We start from the raw sequence: 16,660 nt of genomic DNA, 5'->3' as shown, positions 1-16,660 counted from the left end.
TGGGCCGCACTCACCGGCTAGTTCTCGTCATCCCGCCGCGCGTAGAGGCGCCGCAGCGCATCTTCGGGTAGCACTCGGCTGAGTTTCTGAAACTCGCTCGTGGTGGCGGCGACGATGTGGCGCATCCCAACCGGTTCGCCGGCCGCCGTCGCGTCGTAGGTCGCGGCCAGCACGATATTGCGGATATCGCCGCCGGTGAGGGCAAGTTCGTCACCCAGGTTGGCGACGCGAACCGGATCGTCGGCATCGAGCGTGATCTGGGCGAGGTGATGGTGCCAGAGCCGTCTGCGGGTCTCGGGATCCGGGTCCGGGAAGTGGACGATGAAGCTCATCCGGCGGGAGAATGCGCGGTCGAGATTCCCGCGCAGGTTGGTGGCCAGAATCGTGACACCGTCGAACTGCTCCATGCGCTGAAGTAGGTATGCGACCTCTTGATTGGCGTAGCGATCGTGAGCGTCGCTGACCTCGGATCGGCTGCCGAAGAGCGCGTCGGCCTCGTCGAAGAAGAGAACCACGTCGAGTGACTCGGCCGCGCGGAAGACCCGCTCCAGATTCTTCTCGGTCTCGCCGATGTACTTGTCCACAATTCCCACGAGATCGACCTGGAAGAGTTCCATCGAAAGCTGTTCGGCGACGACGTGGGCCGCCAGCGTCTTGCCGGTTCCGGGGCTGCCCGCGAAGAGCGCCGTGAGCCCGCGCCCACGGTGCCGCAGCGGGCCATGGGCGGTCACCTCGTTGCGGTGACGCGCCCAGGTCACCAGCTGCCGGATCGGTGCGATCGCGCGCTCCGGAAGCAGGAGGTCGTCGTAGGTCGGCCCTTCACCTCCGACGGGATCGGTGCGCACCCGCCCGCCCCGGGCGCTGCGCGATCCGCCGATCTCCCGGGCGGCCTCCCGCACCGTCGCGGCATCGAGTTCGCGAGCCTGACTGGCGGCCAGTAGCCGGGCGTACCGAGCCGTCTCAGCGACATCCTCCGGACTGAGCCGCAGACCGGCCAGATTCTGGCGCAGCGCGTGGTCGCGCTCGACCATCGGACCGACTTCGCGGCCCCAGAGCTCAATCCGCTCCGCGGCGGTAAGTGGCTCGGCGGTCACCGTCAGCGGGCGCCGGGTCATCCAGCTGGACGTCCAGGCGGTCGCACCGACGATCACCACCGGGATCGCTGCCGCGGCGAGTACGGCGAAAGCGTCCAGATCTCCGTCGACGGCCGCCTCCGCCAGGTGCTCGCCACCGATGACGATGAGTGCGCGTCCACGCAAACCGGCCACGCGAGCCGCGCGGGCCATAGCTTCGCCCAGCACTCCGCGCACAATTCGGTTCGCCGATGTCGATGTGGCGGCCGCCGTACAGCGCCGGGCATCGATCGCCAGCCATCCCTGTCCGGTCGCCTCGACGGCACCGGCGGCCATCGAATCGCCGGCACTCCCGGATGGGGCATGGATCCAGATCAGTGGCTCACCCTGCTGCAGGGCTCGCTGAACCTGAATCCCGCCGGGCAGCGACAGCGGGCTCAGGGTGCACTGCAGGCGACTGACGAGCTGATCCTTCGGCTCGGCTCCGGCCAGAGTGGCCGTGACGATGTTGGGGGTTCGCAGCGTGCTGGTCAGCCAGGTGTCGCCCTCGATGACTTCGATCAGGCCATGAGCGGAGAGTGGTGAGTCAGGGCCAAGCCGAGCGAACGCCTCGCGTGAATTGGTGGGAATGGCCGCGAGTTCCAGGGCCAGCGCCACCGTTGCCGCACTCGTGCCGCCGCTATCGCGCAGCGCCCCGTAGGCCAGCGCGACCGACGCGTCCAGGTCGGGGGCGGCGATGGACCACAGCAGTCCGGCATCGATCAGATCAAGCCCGAAGGTCGCCGCCACCATGTCAACGCGATCGGCCTGCACGTTCTCGTCAGTGCCGGACAGGTAGTCCTCAGTCAGAACCGAGACTGCGGCATCGAAGGAATCGGCCTGCCGCCAATCTCCCCACGACTGGTCATGTCGCCGCTTTCCGGCCACGGTGAGGCCATCGATCAGATCGCTCATAGGCAAATGCACAGGACGCACCTCAGCGCTTCGGTGGTGTCCAGAACAGCGTGGGGCCCACATGAGGCGAGAGGTCCTGAACCCGCGCGATTTCCTTCGGAAGCAACGAGAAAAGGGCGGGGAATTTGTTCAATTCGGTGCCGTTCTGGCCACCGGCCCTGTCGAGGGTCTTCACGTGCATCGACGTGATGTTGCCCGATTTGGTGGCCATCCAATGAGTGTGTATGAACATCTCCGCCGTCACGCCTGGAAAGGTCATGTATAGACGGCCGAGGCGGTTGTCGCCGGCGACGTTGGCGGCGTAGTACTCGCCATCTTCGTCGCGTCCGTACGGAATATCCGGCTTGTCGACCTTCCAATTGATGGCGAATCCGGCAGTCTTGTGGAAGAGGAACGATTCCGCCTTCATCGCATTCTTGAGGGTTACGTCGCTTCCCGTGCCGATAGATGCGGCCAGGCTGACGAAGCGCATTTGATGGGCGGGTGCGTCGGCTAGTGCGAGTTCCAGGGTCGGCAATTGGGCGCGAAAGCTGATACAGAGGGGGCTCAGCTCATCGAAGGTGAACTTGGCCCCCGCCTTCGTGAAGACACTGCGGAAATCGCCGATTGAAAGACTGCCCTTGACTATCGTCGCCACGAACGTTTGGAATGTGTCTTGCGCCTGGAAGTTCAACAGCCAGGTAACGTCGCCGGTGTTCTCCTGCCGTTCGCCGAGCCAACTGACCAGGTCGTGGGCCAACTGACTGAATCCCAGTTGCGGCGCCACCAGCGGTACCACGTTCAGGCAGGAGAGATGCTCGCCGGCAAACTTGGTGGCCGTGACGAAGTCGTTTCCGCCGATCAGGCTGCAGAGCCACGGGGCGAATGAGCCACCACCAGCGCGGGCGAGCAACCGAGCCGGGGCGACTACGAACGCCGGGTCAACCTTCAGCGTGATCAGACGCAGGCACTCCCGACCCACTCCGGCCGCATCCTTCTCGGCCGCGACATCCTGGGCCAGCCGAAGGCCCCCCGCGGTCGCCGCGACGTCGGTCAGGGTCTGGCAGAGCGAGATGTTGCCGTGGCCCAGACCGAAGATCTCCATCAAGATCGAGTCGTCGAGCTTCTTTCCGCTGGCTGACGAGGCGACGGTGCCCAGTTTGGCGACGACGCTGTTGATAGTCGAATCCCGCTGATCCTCGGCCACCTTCAACGCCGAGGCTGCCGCCAGTTCGAAGTCCTCTGCCGTCTGCGCCTTCGGCTCCTGCTTCTTAGGCTGGTTCTTCTGATTCCGGCGCTTCTTCGGCTTCTCGTCCCACTCGTTGGGTTTGCTCGCTTCTAAGGCATTCAGGCCCTCCTTCTTCGTGGTGGCTATCGACTCGGAGGCCTGGTCGAAGGCGGGCTTGGCCAGGCCGGCGGCAAGAGTCTTCGCCTTGTCGTAGGTGGCCGGCTTGCCGCCGAAGTCGGCCGGCAGCTTGTTCTTCTCCTCCTGCTCCCGGCGTAGGCGCTCCTTCTCGTCCGCCGCGTCCTGACGGAGCTTCTCCTGGTGGGCGGCGACGGCGTCATGCCAGATGCCGTTCATGAGTCCGAAGATGCTCATGATCGTGGCGATCGCCTGCTGGCGATCCTTGACAGAGATCTCGGCGCCCTCGAATTCGGCGAGTTTGCTCCTGATCAGGTCGAGCCGGAGCCCGAAGATGTCAACGGTATTCGGCGGCAGATTCAGGCCCGCGAGCTTCTGCCCCAGCGAACCCAGGCCCATCTTGCAGCGCTGATGCTCATTGATCGCTTTGGTCAAGGTTGCGGACGGAGCACCTCGGGTCACGTCGGACCAGCTTTGGGCGAATGTGATGCCCGGCTTCGCATTGGCGAGCCCGCTGAGCGCGGCGGTGCCCTTCGGCTTCTCAGCCGGTGTTCGTTCACCCTCCTGCTCGTCGGGATCGTGGCTGAGCTGTTTCTGGCCCTGCATGCGCGTCACGGGCGCTCACCTCTCCCTAGACCTTCGCTCGGCTGAGCGTGCAGTGAGTGCTCACCGGTCCGTCAGTGTGAACAAGTATCTACTCTCTGTCGTCGCCGCCCAACCCTCCACGCGAACAGGCGGCGCCGTTATGGCGCGAGCAGTTCCAGCGTGCAATGAGCCGTGTATCAGCGCAGGGTCGCTCGGACTCCTCGCTTTGCGTGCCGATGCGTTGGTAAAATCGGCCCACCTAGCAAGGGGTGTGGGATGTCCACAGACGATTCGAATACGACCTTCGAGCTGTCCGTCGAGCTGCGCAGCAGCGACTACTACCCCGATGACGACCGCTGGCGCAGCCAGGTGAACGCCTATCAATCCGAACTGCACGGGATCGTCGACACGCGCGTGCAGTCACGTCCGTTCACCGGCTCGAAGGGCGGCGTCGACGAACTCATCGTCGCCCTCGGCAGTGCCGGTGCCTTCACCGCCGCGGTCGAATCGTTCCGGGCTTGGCTCAGTCGCGACCGCGGCCGCCGCATCGAGGTCCGCTGGGACGACGATGGCGTGGACCATTTCGTCAGCCTCACCGGCGAGGCGATCGACATCGACTCCGTTCGGGCGATCGCCGCCGCGGCCGCCCATCGGGTGGGGGGATCGGGATGGCCGGACGGTACCGCGCACTCCTGATCGGCAACTCGACCTACCCGGCCGACGAGCACAATCTGCAGACGCTGAAAGGGCCGGTGAAGGACATCGCCGCGCTCAATCGCGCCCTGGTCGACCGCACAACCGGGCTCTTCGCCGATGTGGACGTGACCCTGTTACCCGAAGCCACCTCGGCCCGAGTGATCCGCGCCCTGGGCACCTTCTTCGACAGCGCCTCCCGCGACGACGTGCTGCTGCTCTACTTCAGCGGCCACGGCAAGCTCGACCAGAGCGGACGTCTACACCTGTGCGTGCAGGACACCGAATCCGGTCAGTTGCTCTCGACGGCGGTGAGCAGCGCCCGTATCAACGAGTTCGCCGAAGCGTCGCGGGCTCAGAACACCGTGATAATTCTTGACTGTTGCTACGCCGGGGCATTCCGCGGCGGGGACCTCGGCGAATCGGTGGCCGGACCCGGGCGTTACGTCCTCTCCAGTTGCCGGGGCACTCAGCTGGCGAATGACGCGACGATCGACAACGGCACGAGCGCCTTCACCCAGCACCTCATCGACGGACTCCTGGATGCCGATCTCGACCAGAACGACGACGGCTTCATCACCTTCACCGACCTGTACACCTACGTCGACGAGCAACTCCGCCGCGAGGGGAAGCAGATCCCGCAGCGCCGGGTCGACGGCGACGGTGATGTTCGGCTGGCGCGCCGTTCGGAGCGAGAGCGAGTCAATCCCCCGTCTTCTCCGGCTCAAACGCCACCGGCTGAGCGACCGGACGCTCGACCCGAAACCATTCAGACGCGCCGCCGCCCCAACCGTCCGCTGCTGATCGGAGCCGGCGCGGTGGTCTTCGCCGCAGTGATCGGCGTAGTGATTGCGCTGACCAACGGCGGCTCAGGTTCAGGCGGCTCGGGATCGAACGGCGGCCAGACACCGCTCCCCTCGCTGAACCCGGGCAGCGGTAGCTACACCGCCACCGCGCCGTGGCGGCTGCGAGTCACTGACGACATTCAAGCGAACGATGTCGGCTGCACGCTGAGGCTGACCAACTCGACGACTCACGAAGTGGTGTCGCTGCCGATTACCTACCAGCGGATCACCAAGCAGGTCAGCGAGACGGGTCCCTTCACCTGGGAGACCACTGACCGCGGCTGTGTCGTCGCTGCGCTGGCCGGTGCCGGGTCGGCTGTCCTTCCATTCACGCAGACGGACGACCTGGATACCGACAGCTTCGCCGCGCCGGCGACGGTGCTGGTGGAGATCAAGGACTTCCAGGACAGCTCGGAGTGCACCTTCCGCCTCTACAACCCGGTGGATGGGCAGGAGATCAGCGTGGCCAAGGCACCCGCCGGCACGAAGTCGGTGACCCTTGACCCGCTCGGCCGCTCCACGGTCTATCTCAACAAGGACGACTGCGCGGTTCAGATCTCGGCCAAGACCTAACGGAGCTAGCCCCCTGAGCTGTCCGTCGGCGGGCTACCCGCCGATCGCGTCCAGCTCGGCGATCGCCGCGGCCGGGAGGGTCAGGTCCGCCGCGGCCAGGTTCTCCCGCAGATGCTCCCGCGACGAGGTCCCCGGGATCAGCGCGATCGCCGGCGAGCGCTGCAGCAGCCAGGCCAGGGCGACCTGCTGCTTGGTCGTGTCGAGCGAGGCCGCCACCGCGTCGAGTTCGTCGGCCTGCAGCGGCGAGAACCCGCCGAGCGGGAAGTAGGGCACGAAGGCGATACCCTCCCGCTCGCAGCGAGCGACGAGTTCGTCGTCCTGCCGGTTGGCCACGTTGTACAGGTTCTGGACGGTCACCACCGGGGCGATCGTCAGTGCCTCGGTGAGCTGGGCGCTCGACGCTTCGCTCAACCCGAGGTGCCGGATCAGTCCCTGCTCCCGCAACTCGGCCAGTACCGCGAACTCCTCGGCGATCGAGTCTTCAGAGATCGGCAGGTGGGTGTGCAGTCGGAGGTTCACCACGTCCATCGCCTCGAGTCCGAGACGGGAGATGTTCTCGTGCACGGCCAGAATCAGATCATCCCGGCCGAGCGCCGGGTTCCAGGATGCGTCGGCGCCACGGCGGGCGCCGACCTTGGTCACGATGTGGAGATCCTCAGGGTAGGGGTACAGCGCCTCCTTGATGATCTCGTTCACGACCTGCGGGCCGTAGAAGTCACTGGTGTCGATGTGCGTCACTCCGGCGTCAACTGCGGCCCGCAGCACAGCGATCGCCTCGCTGCGGTCCCGCGGCGGTCCGAAGACACCGGGGCCGGCCAGCTGCATCGCTCCGTAGCCCATCCGGGTGATCGTGAGGTCGTCGGCGAGGGTTAGGGTGCCGGCTGAGAGTGCGGTCGTCATGGTCTTCCTTCCACGGACTGAATGTTCCAGCACCGAGCCTTCACCTCAGAGCAGCGCGTTGGGTAGGACCAGCGATCCGCGGCTATTGGATCAGCCGGGACCCGCCGAACTGAATGTTCGGCATCGTCGGGATGCTCCACTGCCAGATGCAGTCGGTGCTGCTGCAGTTGGTCACGTCAGCGCTCGAGGTCTCAGTGCCAGTCGAGGCGCTCTGCCCGACCGGGATGGTCAGCGTGTTCGGACTCGGCGGCGGGGTTCCGCTGTGGCTCGCCGGCGAGGTTGCGACGATCCCGGAGACGGTGATGGCGGCGCCGCTGTTGTTGGTGATCAGCGTGCTGGTGGTGTCGCCACCGCCCTTCAGCAGGACCACCTTGGTGGTCAGAGTGCTGCCCGGGGTGAAGCCACAGTTGTTCACCTGCAGCAGATAGGACGGTCCGGGGGCCGCAACCGTGGGGGCGAGCACTCCACCACACGTGTAGGTGTAGGTCTGGAAGCCGACCCGGACACCGGTAACCGTGACGCTGGTGGTGGCACTGGTCAACCCCGGTGACGAGGCGGTCACCGTGTAGGACTTGGTGGTGGTGTCGGTCGGGCTGATCGCACAGTTGGGGAAGCTGGCCGTGCCGGCGCTGCTGGCCACCGTTGTCGCCGTACACGCGATCGAGCCGGCACTGACCGACACCGTGACGTTGCGCGGCGCGCCGCCGACCACGTTGCTGCTGGCGTCCTCGAGGCTGACCACCGGGACCGTCGGGAAGTACATGTAGGCGTACGGAGTTCCCGGAGCGGTGGTGAAGACGAGCTTGGTCGGGGCGACGTAGACGGTGAAGACGGCACTGGTGACGCTGGTGAGGCCGGGGGACGACGCGGTGATGGTGAAGGTGCCGGCGATGTTGATCGAGCAGCCCGTGAAGGTGGCGCTGGCCGCGCTGCTGGTGAGCGGGTTCGTCGTGCAGGTCAGCGTCCCGCCCGGCGTCGGGGCCGCGTTCAGGGTCAGGGTGACCGGCACGTTCGGTGTCGCGATCGGGTTGCCCGCGGCGTCCTGGACGCTCACCACGGGTGAGGTGGTGAAGGTTGTACCCATCGTGGCGTCGGCCGGAGGGGTGGAGAAGGCGAGTTTGGCGGGCCAGTTGGCGGTGGTGAAGGTGTTGCCCGGGTTGGCATCGGAGGCCGTCCAGGCGGCGTGGGTGCTGTCCAGGAAGCTGTAGAAGGGCGTGAGCAGGAGCAGCAGAAGACATGCCAGATAGCGGCGAGACGTACGCCGCCGCAAGCTCGTCGATCCTGCTCTGCTCATACGTATGTAGCTGTCCCATGCGATCTCGTGGCCGCCGCTGTCCTCTAGGGAGCCCAATCGTCCGGGGCCGCCGCTACTTAAGCGGTTCATGGCGGGAAATCTGCTTCCGCCGCGTGTCGAGTCGGCGATTCCGGGCGGGTTCGTAGGACGGTGAAGCGGTGACGGGGATTCTGGCCGCCGGAGCACTGCTGCTGCTCGCCGCCGGCCTGTACAAGATTCGCCATCCAGCGGCCGGTGGTGCGGCGCTGGCCGCCGCGCGGATCCCGGGTGGATCGGGGTGGGCGGCGAAGCCAGCCGCGCGGCTGACCGGGGTCGGCGAGGTGGTGATCGGGCTCGTCGTGCTGCTGGTCGGTGGCCGAGGCCCGGCGTTGCTGCTGGCGCTCAGCTACGCCACGCTGGCCGCCTTCGCCTGGCGAATGCGGGTGGTTGCCCCCGAGCAGGAGTGTGGCTGCTTCGGCGCCGGTGCGAGCCCCGTCAGCGGCTGGCATGTCGCGGTCAACCTGCTCTTCGGGGTGAGTGCGGCGATCGGCGCGCTGCACCCGACGCCGTCGCTGCGCGCGGAATTCGCCGGCCAGCCGCTGCTCGGCATTCCCCTGCTCGTCGCGGTGCTGCTGCTGGCCTGGAGCAGCTATCTGCTGATGACCCAGCTGCCGACCCTGTTACGGCTAGCCGGTCCAGCCGGTCTAGCCGGTCCGGCCGGCCGAAAGGTGGAGACGACATGATCGTGTTGATCGCGGTGGAGACGGCGCTGCTGCTGGTGCTCTGCGTGCTGGTCGCCGGACTGCTCAGCGGCTACGCCGGTGTGCTGCGGCGACTGCACGAGTTGGACGGAGGCGACGAGCCGCCGCCGTTCAAGACCGCACCCGGGGTCCAGCACCCGGAGACCCCACGGTCGGCGACTACGCATCAGGTGCAGCGACGCGACGAATGGTCGCCGGGGCACGACATCGACGGCTCGACCCTGGACGGCGAGGTCGTGCACCTGCGCACGGTAGAGGTGGAGCACGACACGGTGATCGCCTTCCTCTCCTCCGGCTGCGCCGGCTGCGCCGGGTTCTGGGAGGAGCTGGGCCGCCCGGGAAGCTGGGCCCTCCCCGCGGGCAGCCGGCTGGTGATCGTCGCCAAGGACGGAGTGGACGAAAGCCCCGCGAGCCTGCGCGAGCTCGCTCCGGCCGGCGTCGACCTGCTGCTCTCCACCGCCGCCTGGCAGGATTACGACGTCCCCGGATCGCCGTACGTGGTCGTCGTCGACGGACCGACCGGCCGGACCAAGGGCGCCGGGTCGGGCACCTCGTTCAGCCAGGTGACGGCCTTGATCGCGCAATCCGAGGGCGACCGGCGTGAGCTGCAACCGCCGCTCGACGGCATTCGCAAGCCACGCCGGGACACCGAACGGGAGGGCGACGTCGACCGCGTGCTGCTGGAGGCGGGCATCGCGCCGGGCCATCCATCGCTGTACCCGCCGGTATGAGTGCGCCCGCCCGTCTCTCCGGTCTGGGACTCGCCGTGACGCTGCCGAAGCCGTGGGAAGGCCGGATCTATCAGCGCCCGCTACCGGTCAGCTCCTTCGCCTCGCCGGTCAGTCGCGCCTCGGCCGGTGGTGACCTGGGATGGGCCGGAGAGGTGACCCGGCCGATCCTGCATCTGGGTAACTTCCCGCTGCCGGCCGGGCGGGGTGACTACGGCACCGGTGCCGTGGAGCGGATGGGATCGTCCGACATCTTCGTCTCGCTACTGCAGTTCGGACCGGACGAGCTGGGGACCGCGCTCTACGCGGCACCGGGCCTACCGCGCCCCACGCCGGCCGACTTCGACCCGGCCGCACTGCAGCGGCGGGTGGCTGGCCAGGCCGGCTACCAGCGATTCTTCACCCACCGCGGTCACCCGATGTGCCTGTTCATCGTGCTCGGTGACCGGGGGCGGGTCGGTCCGCTGTGCCGTGAAGTGAACACGATTCTGGCCGGCGTCGAGGTGGCCGCCCGGTGATCAGCGGCGTTGGTGAGTCGACGGAGCAGACGTCTGGGCGGACGTTCGAGCGGAGGGTCGAGCGAATCGTGGAGCGGGTCGCTGCGCGTCTCGGGCGGCGGGCGGGGCCGGATCGCCGCGGATTCCTACGAGGCGCGGCGATCGTGGGGGCGGCGGTGGTCACCGATCCGCTGAACTACCTGGTGCGCCCGGCCAGCGCGTACGCGACGGTCTGCGGCACCGCGACCAGCTGCAGCGACGGGTACACCGTCTTCTGCTGCACGATCAACGGCGGTCAGAACGTCTGCCCACCCGACTCCTTCATCGGCGGCTGGTGGAAGGCGGACCACTCGTCATTCTGCGGTGGTTCAGCCCGCTATTACGTAGACTGCAACGCCTATCGAGACGGTCGCTACCCCTGTCACTGCAACAAGACGACCTGCGATCAGCGGCTCGTCGCCTGCAACCAGTTCCGCTACGGGCAGTGCAGCACCCACATTCCTTCCTCCGCCACCGGACCGGTGCTCTGCCGCCTGGTCTCCTGCACCCCACCCTGGCAGCAGTACGGCGGCGTCTGCAGCACCGCGAGCGCAACCGACAACAACACCGCCACCCAGTCGGCACCCTGCGTATCGAACTCGGGGTCGGTCCCGATCGGATCGCTCGATCGGATCACGACCTCGGGCAACACGGTGCAGCTCTCCGGGTGGGCGCTGGATAGAGACCAGCCCGGCACGTCGGTCTACGTGGCGGTTTATGAGGACGGACGTGGCATCTCCTGGTTTCCCACCAACGCCCCCCGATCCGACGTGAACCGGGCCTTCGCAGCGCATGGAAATCACGGGTTCAACATCACGCTGAAGGCCCCGACCGGTCGGCACACCTTCGACCTGTACGCGATCAATGTCGGGGCGGGATCGGGGAATCCCCTTATCGCCCGGCGAAGTGTCGACGTCAACCAAGCGTGGCCGGTCGGGCAGCTGGACGTCCTTTCGGCCGTCGGCAACGACGTTCACCTGGGCGGGTGGGCCTTTGACCCGGACATTCCCTCCACCGAGATCAAGGTCGCGGTGTACGTCGATGGTGCGCTGGCGGGATGGTTCCCCACCGGCGTCGATCGCCCCGATGTGGACCGGGCCTTCGGAATCACCGGAAAACACGGGTACAACGTGCATCTCAACGTCGCCGACGGCCATCACACCTTCGCCGTCTACGGAATCAACGTCGCCGGCGGCGGCAACAACCTCATCGCGCAGCGATCACTGGAGGTGAATCTCGGCGCGCAACCCCGCGGCAATCTGGATAGTTGCGTCGTCGCCGCAGACACGGTGCGGGTCAATGGTTGGGCCTTCGACCCGAATCTGCCGGCCAACTCCATCAACGTCGCCATCTACACCGAGTCGCATGGGATCGGTTGGTTCCCGGCTGATCGCCCGCGCTCGGACGTCAACGCGGCATTCGGCCTGACCGGCCAGCATGGCTTCGACACCCGGATCACGCTGGCACCGGGACTGCACACGATCTACGTCTACGGGATCAACGTCGGTGGCGGCATCGGAAATCCGCTGATCGGCCGGCGGACGGTTCGGGTGGGTCCGGCCGGCGTGCTCGGCAGCCTTGACGCGGTGACGCCGATGGGCCTGTCGGTGGCGCTCAACGGCTGGGCCTTCAACCCGGACGAGTACGGGACGGAGCTGCCGATCGCCGTCGTCGTGGACGGCAGCCAGGTCGGCGTCTTCCCGAGCGGGCACCTGCGGCCGGACGTCAACCGGATCTATGCCGTCAACGGCAACTACGGATTCGCCATGCAGGTCAGCACGACTGCCGGCGACCACACCGTCGCGGCCTACGCAGTGGATAGGGGCCGCAATGTGTTGATCGGCTCGCGGACGGTACGGGTGACGGCGTGACGAGTCTTGTGGTGGCCGCCCTCGTGATGGCCGTCGCCGCCGGCGCGCGCGGCACCTGGTCACCCTGCGGCCTGTCGATGATCTCGGCCATCAACCCGATCGCCGAAGGCGCCCGAGGCCATCGCTACTGGTTGACCTGCGCCTGGTTCGTCGGGGGAGCCGTCGCCGGCGGAGCCATCCTCGGGGCGGGCGCCGCTACGATCGCTCTGCTACTGCAACCGTTGGGTTTCACGAACCGGGTCGGAATCGGGGTGGTCGCCTCCCTCGTCTGCCTCGGCTCCGACCTGGGCGTGGTTGGCCGGCAGTTACCGATGCATCCCCGTCAGGTCGACGAGGAGTGGCTGATGCGTTACCGGCGTTGGGTCTACGCGTTGGGCTTCGGTGCCCAGATCGGGGTCGGCTTCGCGACGTACATCATGACCGCCGGCACCTACCTCTTCGCCGCGCTGGCCGCCCTGAGCGCCGAACCGTACTGGGCGATGCTGGCCGGCCTCACCTTCGGCGCGATGCGGGGTTGCGCGGTTCTGCTCACCGCACGGGTACGGCGCCCGGCCGATCTCATGACGCTGCATCGACGCCTGGACGCGCTCGCCCCATGGTCGCTGCGGGCGGTTGAACTGGTCCAGGCCGCGGTGGTCGGGCTGCTCGGCTGGTCGCTGATCTATGGGTCGACGGGCGGTGAGGCTGGCGGTGCGGCCCGGGTGGCGATCCCCCTGGCCGTCATCGTCATAGTCATAGTCATCGCCATAATCATCGTCATAGTCACCGCGTTGGTAGTGCGAGCGCTGAGCTCATTGGGCCGGCCGGCACGGATGGACATAGGCTCGCCCCGTGTGCACCGTCTTCTGCCGCTGGGATCCGTCGGCCGCTATCCCGATCCTGATGCTCACGCTGCGGGACGAACTGGCCAGTCGTGAATTCGACGGACCGGGCGCCTGGTGGCCGGAGCAGCCGTCGGTGATCGGTGGCCGTGACCGCAGCGCCGGGGGCACCTGGTGCGCCTCCGACCTGCGCGCCGGGGCGACATCGGTGGTGCTCAATCGCCCGGAGCGGCGGACGGCCGAGCCCGGCGCCGCGAGCCGGGGCGTGCTGCCGCTGCTAGCACTGCGGCACCGGGAGGATTGGCCGGATTTCATTGACATCGCGCCGATGGCCTCCTTCAATCTGGTGCTGGCCACGCCGGGCGCGCTCACCTGGTGGAGCTTCGACGGCGCGCGGCTGCAACGGTACGAGCTGGCCCCGGGGACTCACATGTTCAAGCCCGACGGCCAAGCTGCTCCCAGTGACGAACGTTTCATGGATCGGTTGACCGGAGTCTCGCCTTCGCTGGCCGGAACGACTGAGCAACTCTGGGCCGGCTGGCTGGCCCCGCTGGAGGCGGCCGAGCCGGTGCCGGAGCCGGGTGCGCTCCTCGTCCGGATGCCGGTCGAGGGGGACAGCTATGAGACGGTCTATGGCCAGTTCATTGCGGCCCGTCCGGGGCTGCTGCGGGTGGACTATGCCTATCAACTGGGCCACAGCGCCTCAGGGGAGGTCGCCGAGTGGAGCAGCCGGCAGTGGGCCGAGCCGAGTCCATGACCGGCGCAGAGCCCACGCCCAATGCTGAGTCCAACCTCGACCATGTTCTCGATGCGGTCGGACCTCGCCTGCGGGCGCTTCGTCAGCGTCGAGGGGCAACGCTCGCGCAACTCTCCACCTCAACGGGCATCTCGGTGAGCACGCTCTCCCGCCTGGAGTCCGGGCAGCGGCGACCCACCTTGGAGTTGTTGCTCCTGCTGGCCCGCGTCCACCAGGTCCCCCTGGACGAGCTGGTCGACGCGCCGACGACCGGCGACCCGCGGGTGCATGCCCGTCCGCTGAAGCGCCGCGGGATGACGATCATCCCGCTCACCCGGCGTCCGGGGGGCCTGCAGGCCTACAAGATGGTCATCGCAAAGAACTGGCCCGCGGGCGAGCCGCAGCAGCAGGTGCACGAGGGATACGAGTGGCTCTACATACTCTCCGGACGTCTACGCCTACTCCTCGGCGAGCACGACATGATCCTGACGCCGGGGGAAGTCGCCGAGTTCGACACACACATCCCGCATTTCTTTGGCAATCCAGGCCCGGAACCAGCCGAGGTCCTCAGCCTCTTCGGACCGCAGGGCGAGCGCCTCCACGTCCGGTCCCGACCGGCCAGACGTTAGTACAGCCGGGATCAGACCCCGATATCCCGCCGGTTCAGCGCCACTGCGGCCAGTGCGGTGGCGGCTACGGCGGTGCCGGCGAGCAGCGCGCAGTGCCAGAGGCTCAGCCCGTTGGAGAGCGCGTCGCTACCGACGAACCAGTAGTAGGGCGAGAGGTTTCGCACCCAGGCTAGACCGTCGATGAGCGGTATGAAGCTATCAGCCAGATAGGCCAGCAGCATCACGCCGGCGGCGATGCCGAGCGAGTTCGAGGGGTGCCCGATGGCGGCACTGATGAGCAGTGAGATCCCGGCCAGGCTGCAGCCCAGCAGCAGCCAGGTGAAGGTCTCGGCCGCCAGGGCACTGACGCCGATGCTGAGACCGGTCGGCGCGCGCAGCAGCAGCACGACACCGAAGAGCACTACCCCCCAGCCGACCAGTACGGCGACCATCGCCAGCATCCGGGCCAGCACCAGGCTGCTGCGGCTAACCGGGTAAGCGAGGATGAGGTCCAGGGCACCGGACTCCTCGTCACCGGCCACCGAGCGGGTCGCGGCACTGACGACATAGATAGTCGTCAACAAAAGTAAGGGTATTCCGAAGACAGTCGCATTCAGGTAGCCGACCGGCGAGGTGAGATCCTGAAGGTTCAACGCCTGCTTCAGTGAGGCCGGGTAGCTGCTGATCGCCGCCGACTTGGCCCCGCCGATGCTCTTGTAGCTGGAGCTGTAGAGCAGGGTCAGCGCCGCTACCCCGACGATCCAGCCGAACGCGCCGCGCCGGTTCTGCCGCAGCGTCAGCCGGGCTACCTCAGCGGTCGCCATCGTCGGCCTCCCGGTACAGCGTCACGAAGACGTCCTCGAGGTCCGGCTCATCCACCCTTAGCGTGCGCACCGGGTGGCGGGCCGCGGCCTTGACCAGCCCGTCGGCCCCGCCGGCGAGCTGGCAGCGCAGCACCCAGACCTCGCCCTCAACGGTCACCGAGACAGCAAGGACGTTCGGCAGCCGCCCGAACTCGGCAGCGTCGACCTCTTCCTCGAACTGGATCTCGACGCTTCGCACCGCGCGCTCCCGCAGCGACTCCACCGAGTCCGTCGCCACCAGGCGCCCACCCCGGATCATGCCGACGCGATCTGCGGTGGCCTGCACCTCGGAGAGGATGTGGGAGGAGAGGAAGACCGTCCGGCCGTCGGCCCGGACCTCGTTGACCAACTCGACGAAGCGCTGCCGCAGCAAGGGGTCCAGCCCGTCCGTCGGCTCGTCCAGGATGAGCAGCTCCGGATCATGCATGAACGCCTGCAGCAGGCCGACCTTCTGGCGATTTCCCTTTGATAGCTCGCGAAAGGTTCGGCTCAGGTCGAGATCGAAGCGTTCGGCCAGCTCGGCGATGCGCTGCGGGGCGACACCGCCGCGCAGCCGGGCCAGGCCGGTGAGGGCTTCGCGCACGCTCTGGCGGCCGTAGATGACGAATTCGCCGGGAAGGTAGCCGATCCGCCGGCGCAGCGCCGGACCGTCCTGCCGCGGACGCAGCCCGAGCATCGTCACGTCGCCCGAGGTGGGGCGGAGCAGGTCGAGGAGCACCCGGATCGTGGTGGATTTTCCAGCGCCGTTGGGTCCGAGAAACCCGAAGACCTCACCGACCCCGACCCGCAGATCCATATCGATCAGGGCCGGCCGGTGGCCGTAGTTCTTGCAGAGGGCGACCGTCCGGATCGCCTCGGATCGTTCGGCGGCGTTTGTCACGCCCACAGGATACGAAAGAGCGATGCCCTAGATCGGCAGGCGCTGCTGAGCTGACTGGCCGAGCTGCTGGGCCGACTGCCCAAGCTGCTGAGCCGTCTGGCCGAGCTGCTGGGCCGATAGGCCGAAGGAGTGCGTGGTCTCACCGATCGCCGCGCCGGCTGACTTTGCGCTACGCCGGAGCTCGCGGGCCGTGCGGCGGGCCCGCCAACCGATCGAGGGCTTCCCCTCGGTGTCGACCGCGGCCAGCAGCAGGCCACCGAGGATCGCCCCGTTCTTGATGAACTGAAGCCGCTGGGCCGCGCGCTTGGACGGGTCCTGCTCATCCCAGAACGCGTGTCCAGCCACCGTGGTCGGCACCATGCTGCCGACCAGCACCAATGAAGCCAATCGCGGGAAGGTTCCGGTGCCCAGGGCGATCCCACCGACTACCTTCGCCACTCCGTCCAGGCGCACCAGTTGCTCGGTCGAGGTGACGCCGGGTAGCTGGCTGACCAGCCGTCCGGTCACCTTCTCCGCGCTCGGGGCCTTCCCCGCGGGGTGGCGAATAGCGTCGATCCCTCCGACGACGAATACGGAGGCGAGCAGCGGGCGGGCGAGCTTTCGGACGAGGGCCATTCA

General features: G+C 67.4%; 16 protein-coding genes. 9 read left to right on the top strand and 7 right to left on the bottom strand.

What is annotated here, in order from left to right:
- Positions 1-17: 17 nt before the first annotated feature.
- Positions 18-2,027, bottom strand: a complete 2,010-nt coding sequence (locus CPH63_RS03195; protein WP_157749239.1) for an ATP-binding protein — start codon at positions 2,025-2,027, stop codon at positions 18-20.
- Positions 2,028-2,049: 22 nt separating this feature from the next.
- Positions 2,050-3,984 carry a hypothetical protein gene (locus tag CPH63_RS03190; protein WP_157749238.1) on the bottom strand — a complete coding sequence of 645 codons (1,935 nt, stop codon included), beginning with the start codon at positions 3,982-3,984 and terminating at the stop codon, positions 2,050-2,052.
- 246 nt (positions 3,985-4,230) lie between these two features.
- Between CPH63_RS03190 and CPH63_RS03185 the strand changes: the two genes are divergently transcribed.
- Together CPH63_RS03185 and CPH63_RS03180 are read left to right on the top strand one after the other, a co-directional pair.
- Positions 4,231-4,650, top strand: a complete 420-nt coding sequence (locus tag CPH63_RS03185; RefSeq protein WP_096301537.1) for a hypothetical protein — start codon at positions 4,231-4,233, stop codon at positions 4,648-4,650.
- Entirely contained in the window at positions 4,623-6,065 is a 1,443-nt protein-coding gene (locus CPH63_RS03180) for a caspase family protein (protein WP_096301536.1), read from the top strand. Before CPH63_RS03185 ends, CPH63_RS03180 begins: the two co-directional genes overlap by 28 nt.
- A 33-nt stretch (positions 6,066-6,098) precedes the next feature.
- Here CPH63_RS03180 and CPH63_RS03175 read toward each other — a convergent pair whose 3' ends face one another.
- Together CPH63_RS03175 and CPH63_RS03170 are read right to left on the bottom strand one after the other, a co-directional pair.
- Positions 6,099-6,965, bottom strand: a complete 867-nt coding sequence (locus tag CPH63_RS03175; RefSeq protein WP_096301535.1) for an oxidoreductase — start codon at positions 6,963-6,965, stop codon at positions 6,099-6,101.
- 82 nt (positions 6,966-7,047) lie between these two features.
- A complete protein-coding gene (locus CPH63_RS03170; RefSeq protein ID WP_096301534.1) occupies positions 7,048-8,235 on the bottom strand; it encodes a hypothetical protein in 1,188 nt (395 codons plus the stop codon).
- A 182-nt stretch (positions 8,236-8,417) separates the two neighbouring features.
- Between CPH63_RS03170 and CPH63_RS03165 the strand changes: the two genes are divergently transcribed.
- From CPH63_RS03165 to CPH63_RS03135, 7 genes are read left to right on the top strand one after another with little or no spacing between them, the layout of a single operon-like run.
- Positions 8,418-8,981, top strand: coding sequence for a MauE/DoxX family redox-associated membrane protein (locus CPH63_RS03165; protein ID WP_096301533.1), 564 nt, complete (start codon positions 8,418-8,420; stop codon positions 8,979-8,981).
- Positions 8,978-9,730, top strand: coding sequence for a hypothetical protein (locus CPH63_RS03160; RefSeq protein WP_096301532.1), 753 nt, complete (start codon positions 8,978-8,980; stop codon positions 9,728-9,730). The genes CPH63_RS03165 and CPH63_RS03160 overlap by 4 nt, the downstream gene beginning before the upstream one ends.
- Positions 9,727-10,245 (top strand): hypothetical protein, encoded by a 519-nt coding sequence (locus tag CPH63_RS03155; RefSeq protein WP_096301531.1) that lies wholly within the window; start codon positions 9,727-9,729, stop codon positions 10,243-10,245. The genes CPH63_RS03160 and CPH63_RS03155 overlap by 4 nt, the downstream gene beginning before the upstream one ends.
- Entirely contained in the window at positions 10,242-12,134 is a 1,893-nt protein-coding gene (locus CPH63_RS03150) for a twin-arginine translocation signal domain-containing protein (protein ID WP_096301530.1), read from the top strand. Before CPH63_RS03155 ends, CPH63_RS03150 begins: the two co-directional genes overlap by 4 nt.
- Positions 12,131-13,051: a hypothetical protein gene (locus CPH63_RS03145; RefSeq protein WP_096301529.1), complete on the top strand. Its 921-nt coding sequence runs from the start codon at positions 12,131-12,133 to the stop codon at positions 13,049-13,051. Before CPH63_RS03150 ends, CPH63_RS03145 begins: the two co-directional genes overlap by 4 nt.
- Positions 13,017-13,712 (top strand): NRDE family protein, encoded by a 696-nt coding sequence (locus tag CPH63_RS03140; RefSeq protein WP_241895793.1) that lies wholly within the window; start codon positions 13,017-13,019, stop codon positions 13,710-13,712. Before CPH63_RS03145 ends, CPH63_RS03140 begins: the two co-directional genes overlap by 35 nt.
- Complete coding sequence (locus tag CPH63_RS03135) at positions 13,709-14,320, top strand: helix-turn-helix domain-containing protein (protein ID WP_096304915.1); 612 nt, start codon at positions 13,709-13,711, stop codon at positions 14,318-14,320. The genes CPH63_RS03140 and CPH63_RS03135 overlap by 4 nt, the downstream gene beginning before the upstream one ends.
- Before the next feature lie 11 nt (positions 14,321-14,331).
- Here CPH63_RS03135 and CPH63_RS03130 read toward each other — a convergent pair whose 3' ends face one another.
- From CPH63_RS03130 to CPH63_RS03120, 3 genes are read right to left on the bottom strand one after another with little or no spacing between them, the layout of a single operon-like run.
- Positions 14,332-15,123 (bottom strand): ABC transporter permease, encoded by a 792-nt coding sequence (locus CPH63_RS03130; protein WP_096301527.1) that lies wholly within the window; start codon positions 15,121-15,123, stop codon positions 14,332-14,334.
- On the bottom strand, positions 15,110-16,042 hold the full coding sequence (locus tag CPH63_RS03125) for an ABC transporter ATP-binding protein (protein ID WP_197704548.1): 933 nt from the start codon (positions 16,040-16,042) through the stop codon (positions 15,110-15,112). The genes CPH63_RS03130 and CPH63_RS03125 overlap by 14 nt, the downstream gene beginning before the upstream one ends.
- A gap of 27 nt (positions 16,043-16,069) precedes the next feature.
- On the bottom strand, positions 16,070-16,657 hold the full coding sequence (locus tag CPH63_RS03120; protein ID WP_096301526.1) for a DoxX family protein: 588 nt from the start codon (positions 16,655-16,657) through the stop codon (positions 16,070-16,072).
- Positions 16,658-16,660: the final 3 nt, after the last annotated feature.

Origin of the sequence: Jatrophihabitans sp. GAS493, assembly GCF_900230215.1 — a bacterium.
Classification (GTDB): Bacteria; Actinomycetota; Actinomycetes; order Mycobacteriales; family Jatrophihabitantaceae; genus MT45.
The sequence above is the reverse complement of the archived record's forward strand: the minus strand, read 5'-3'. Positions and strand labels throughout refer to the sequence as shown.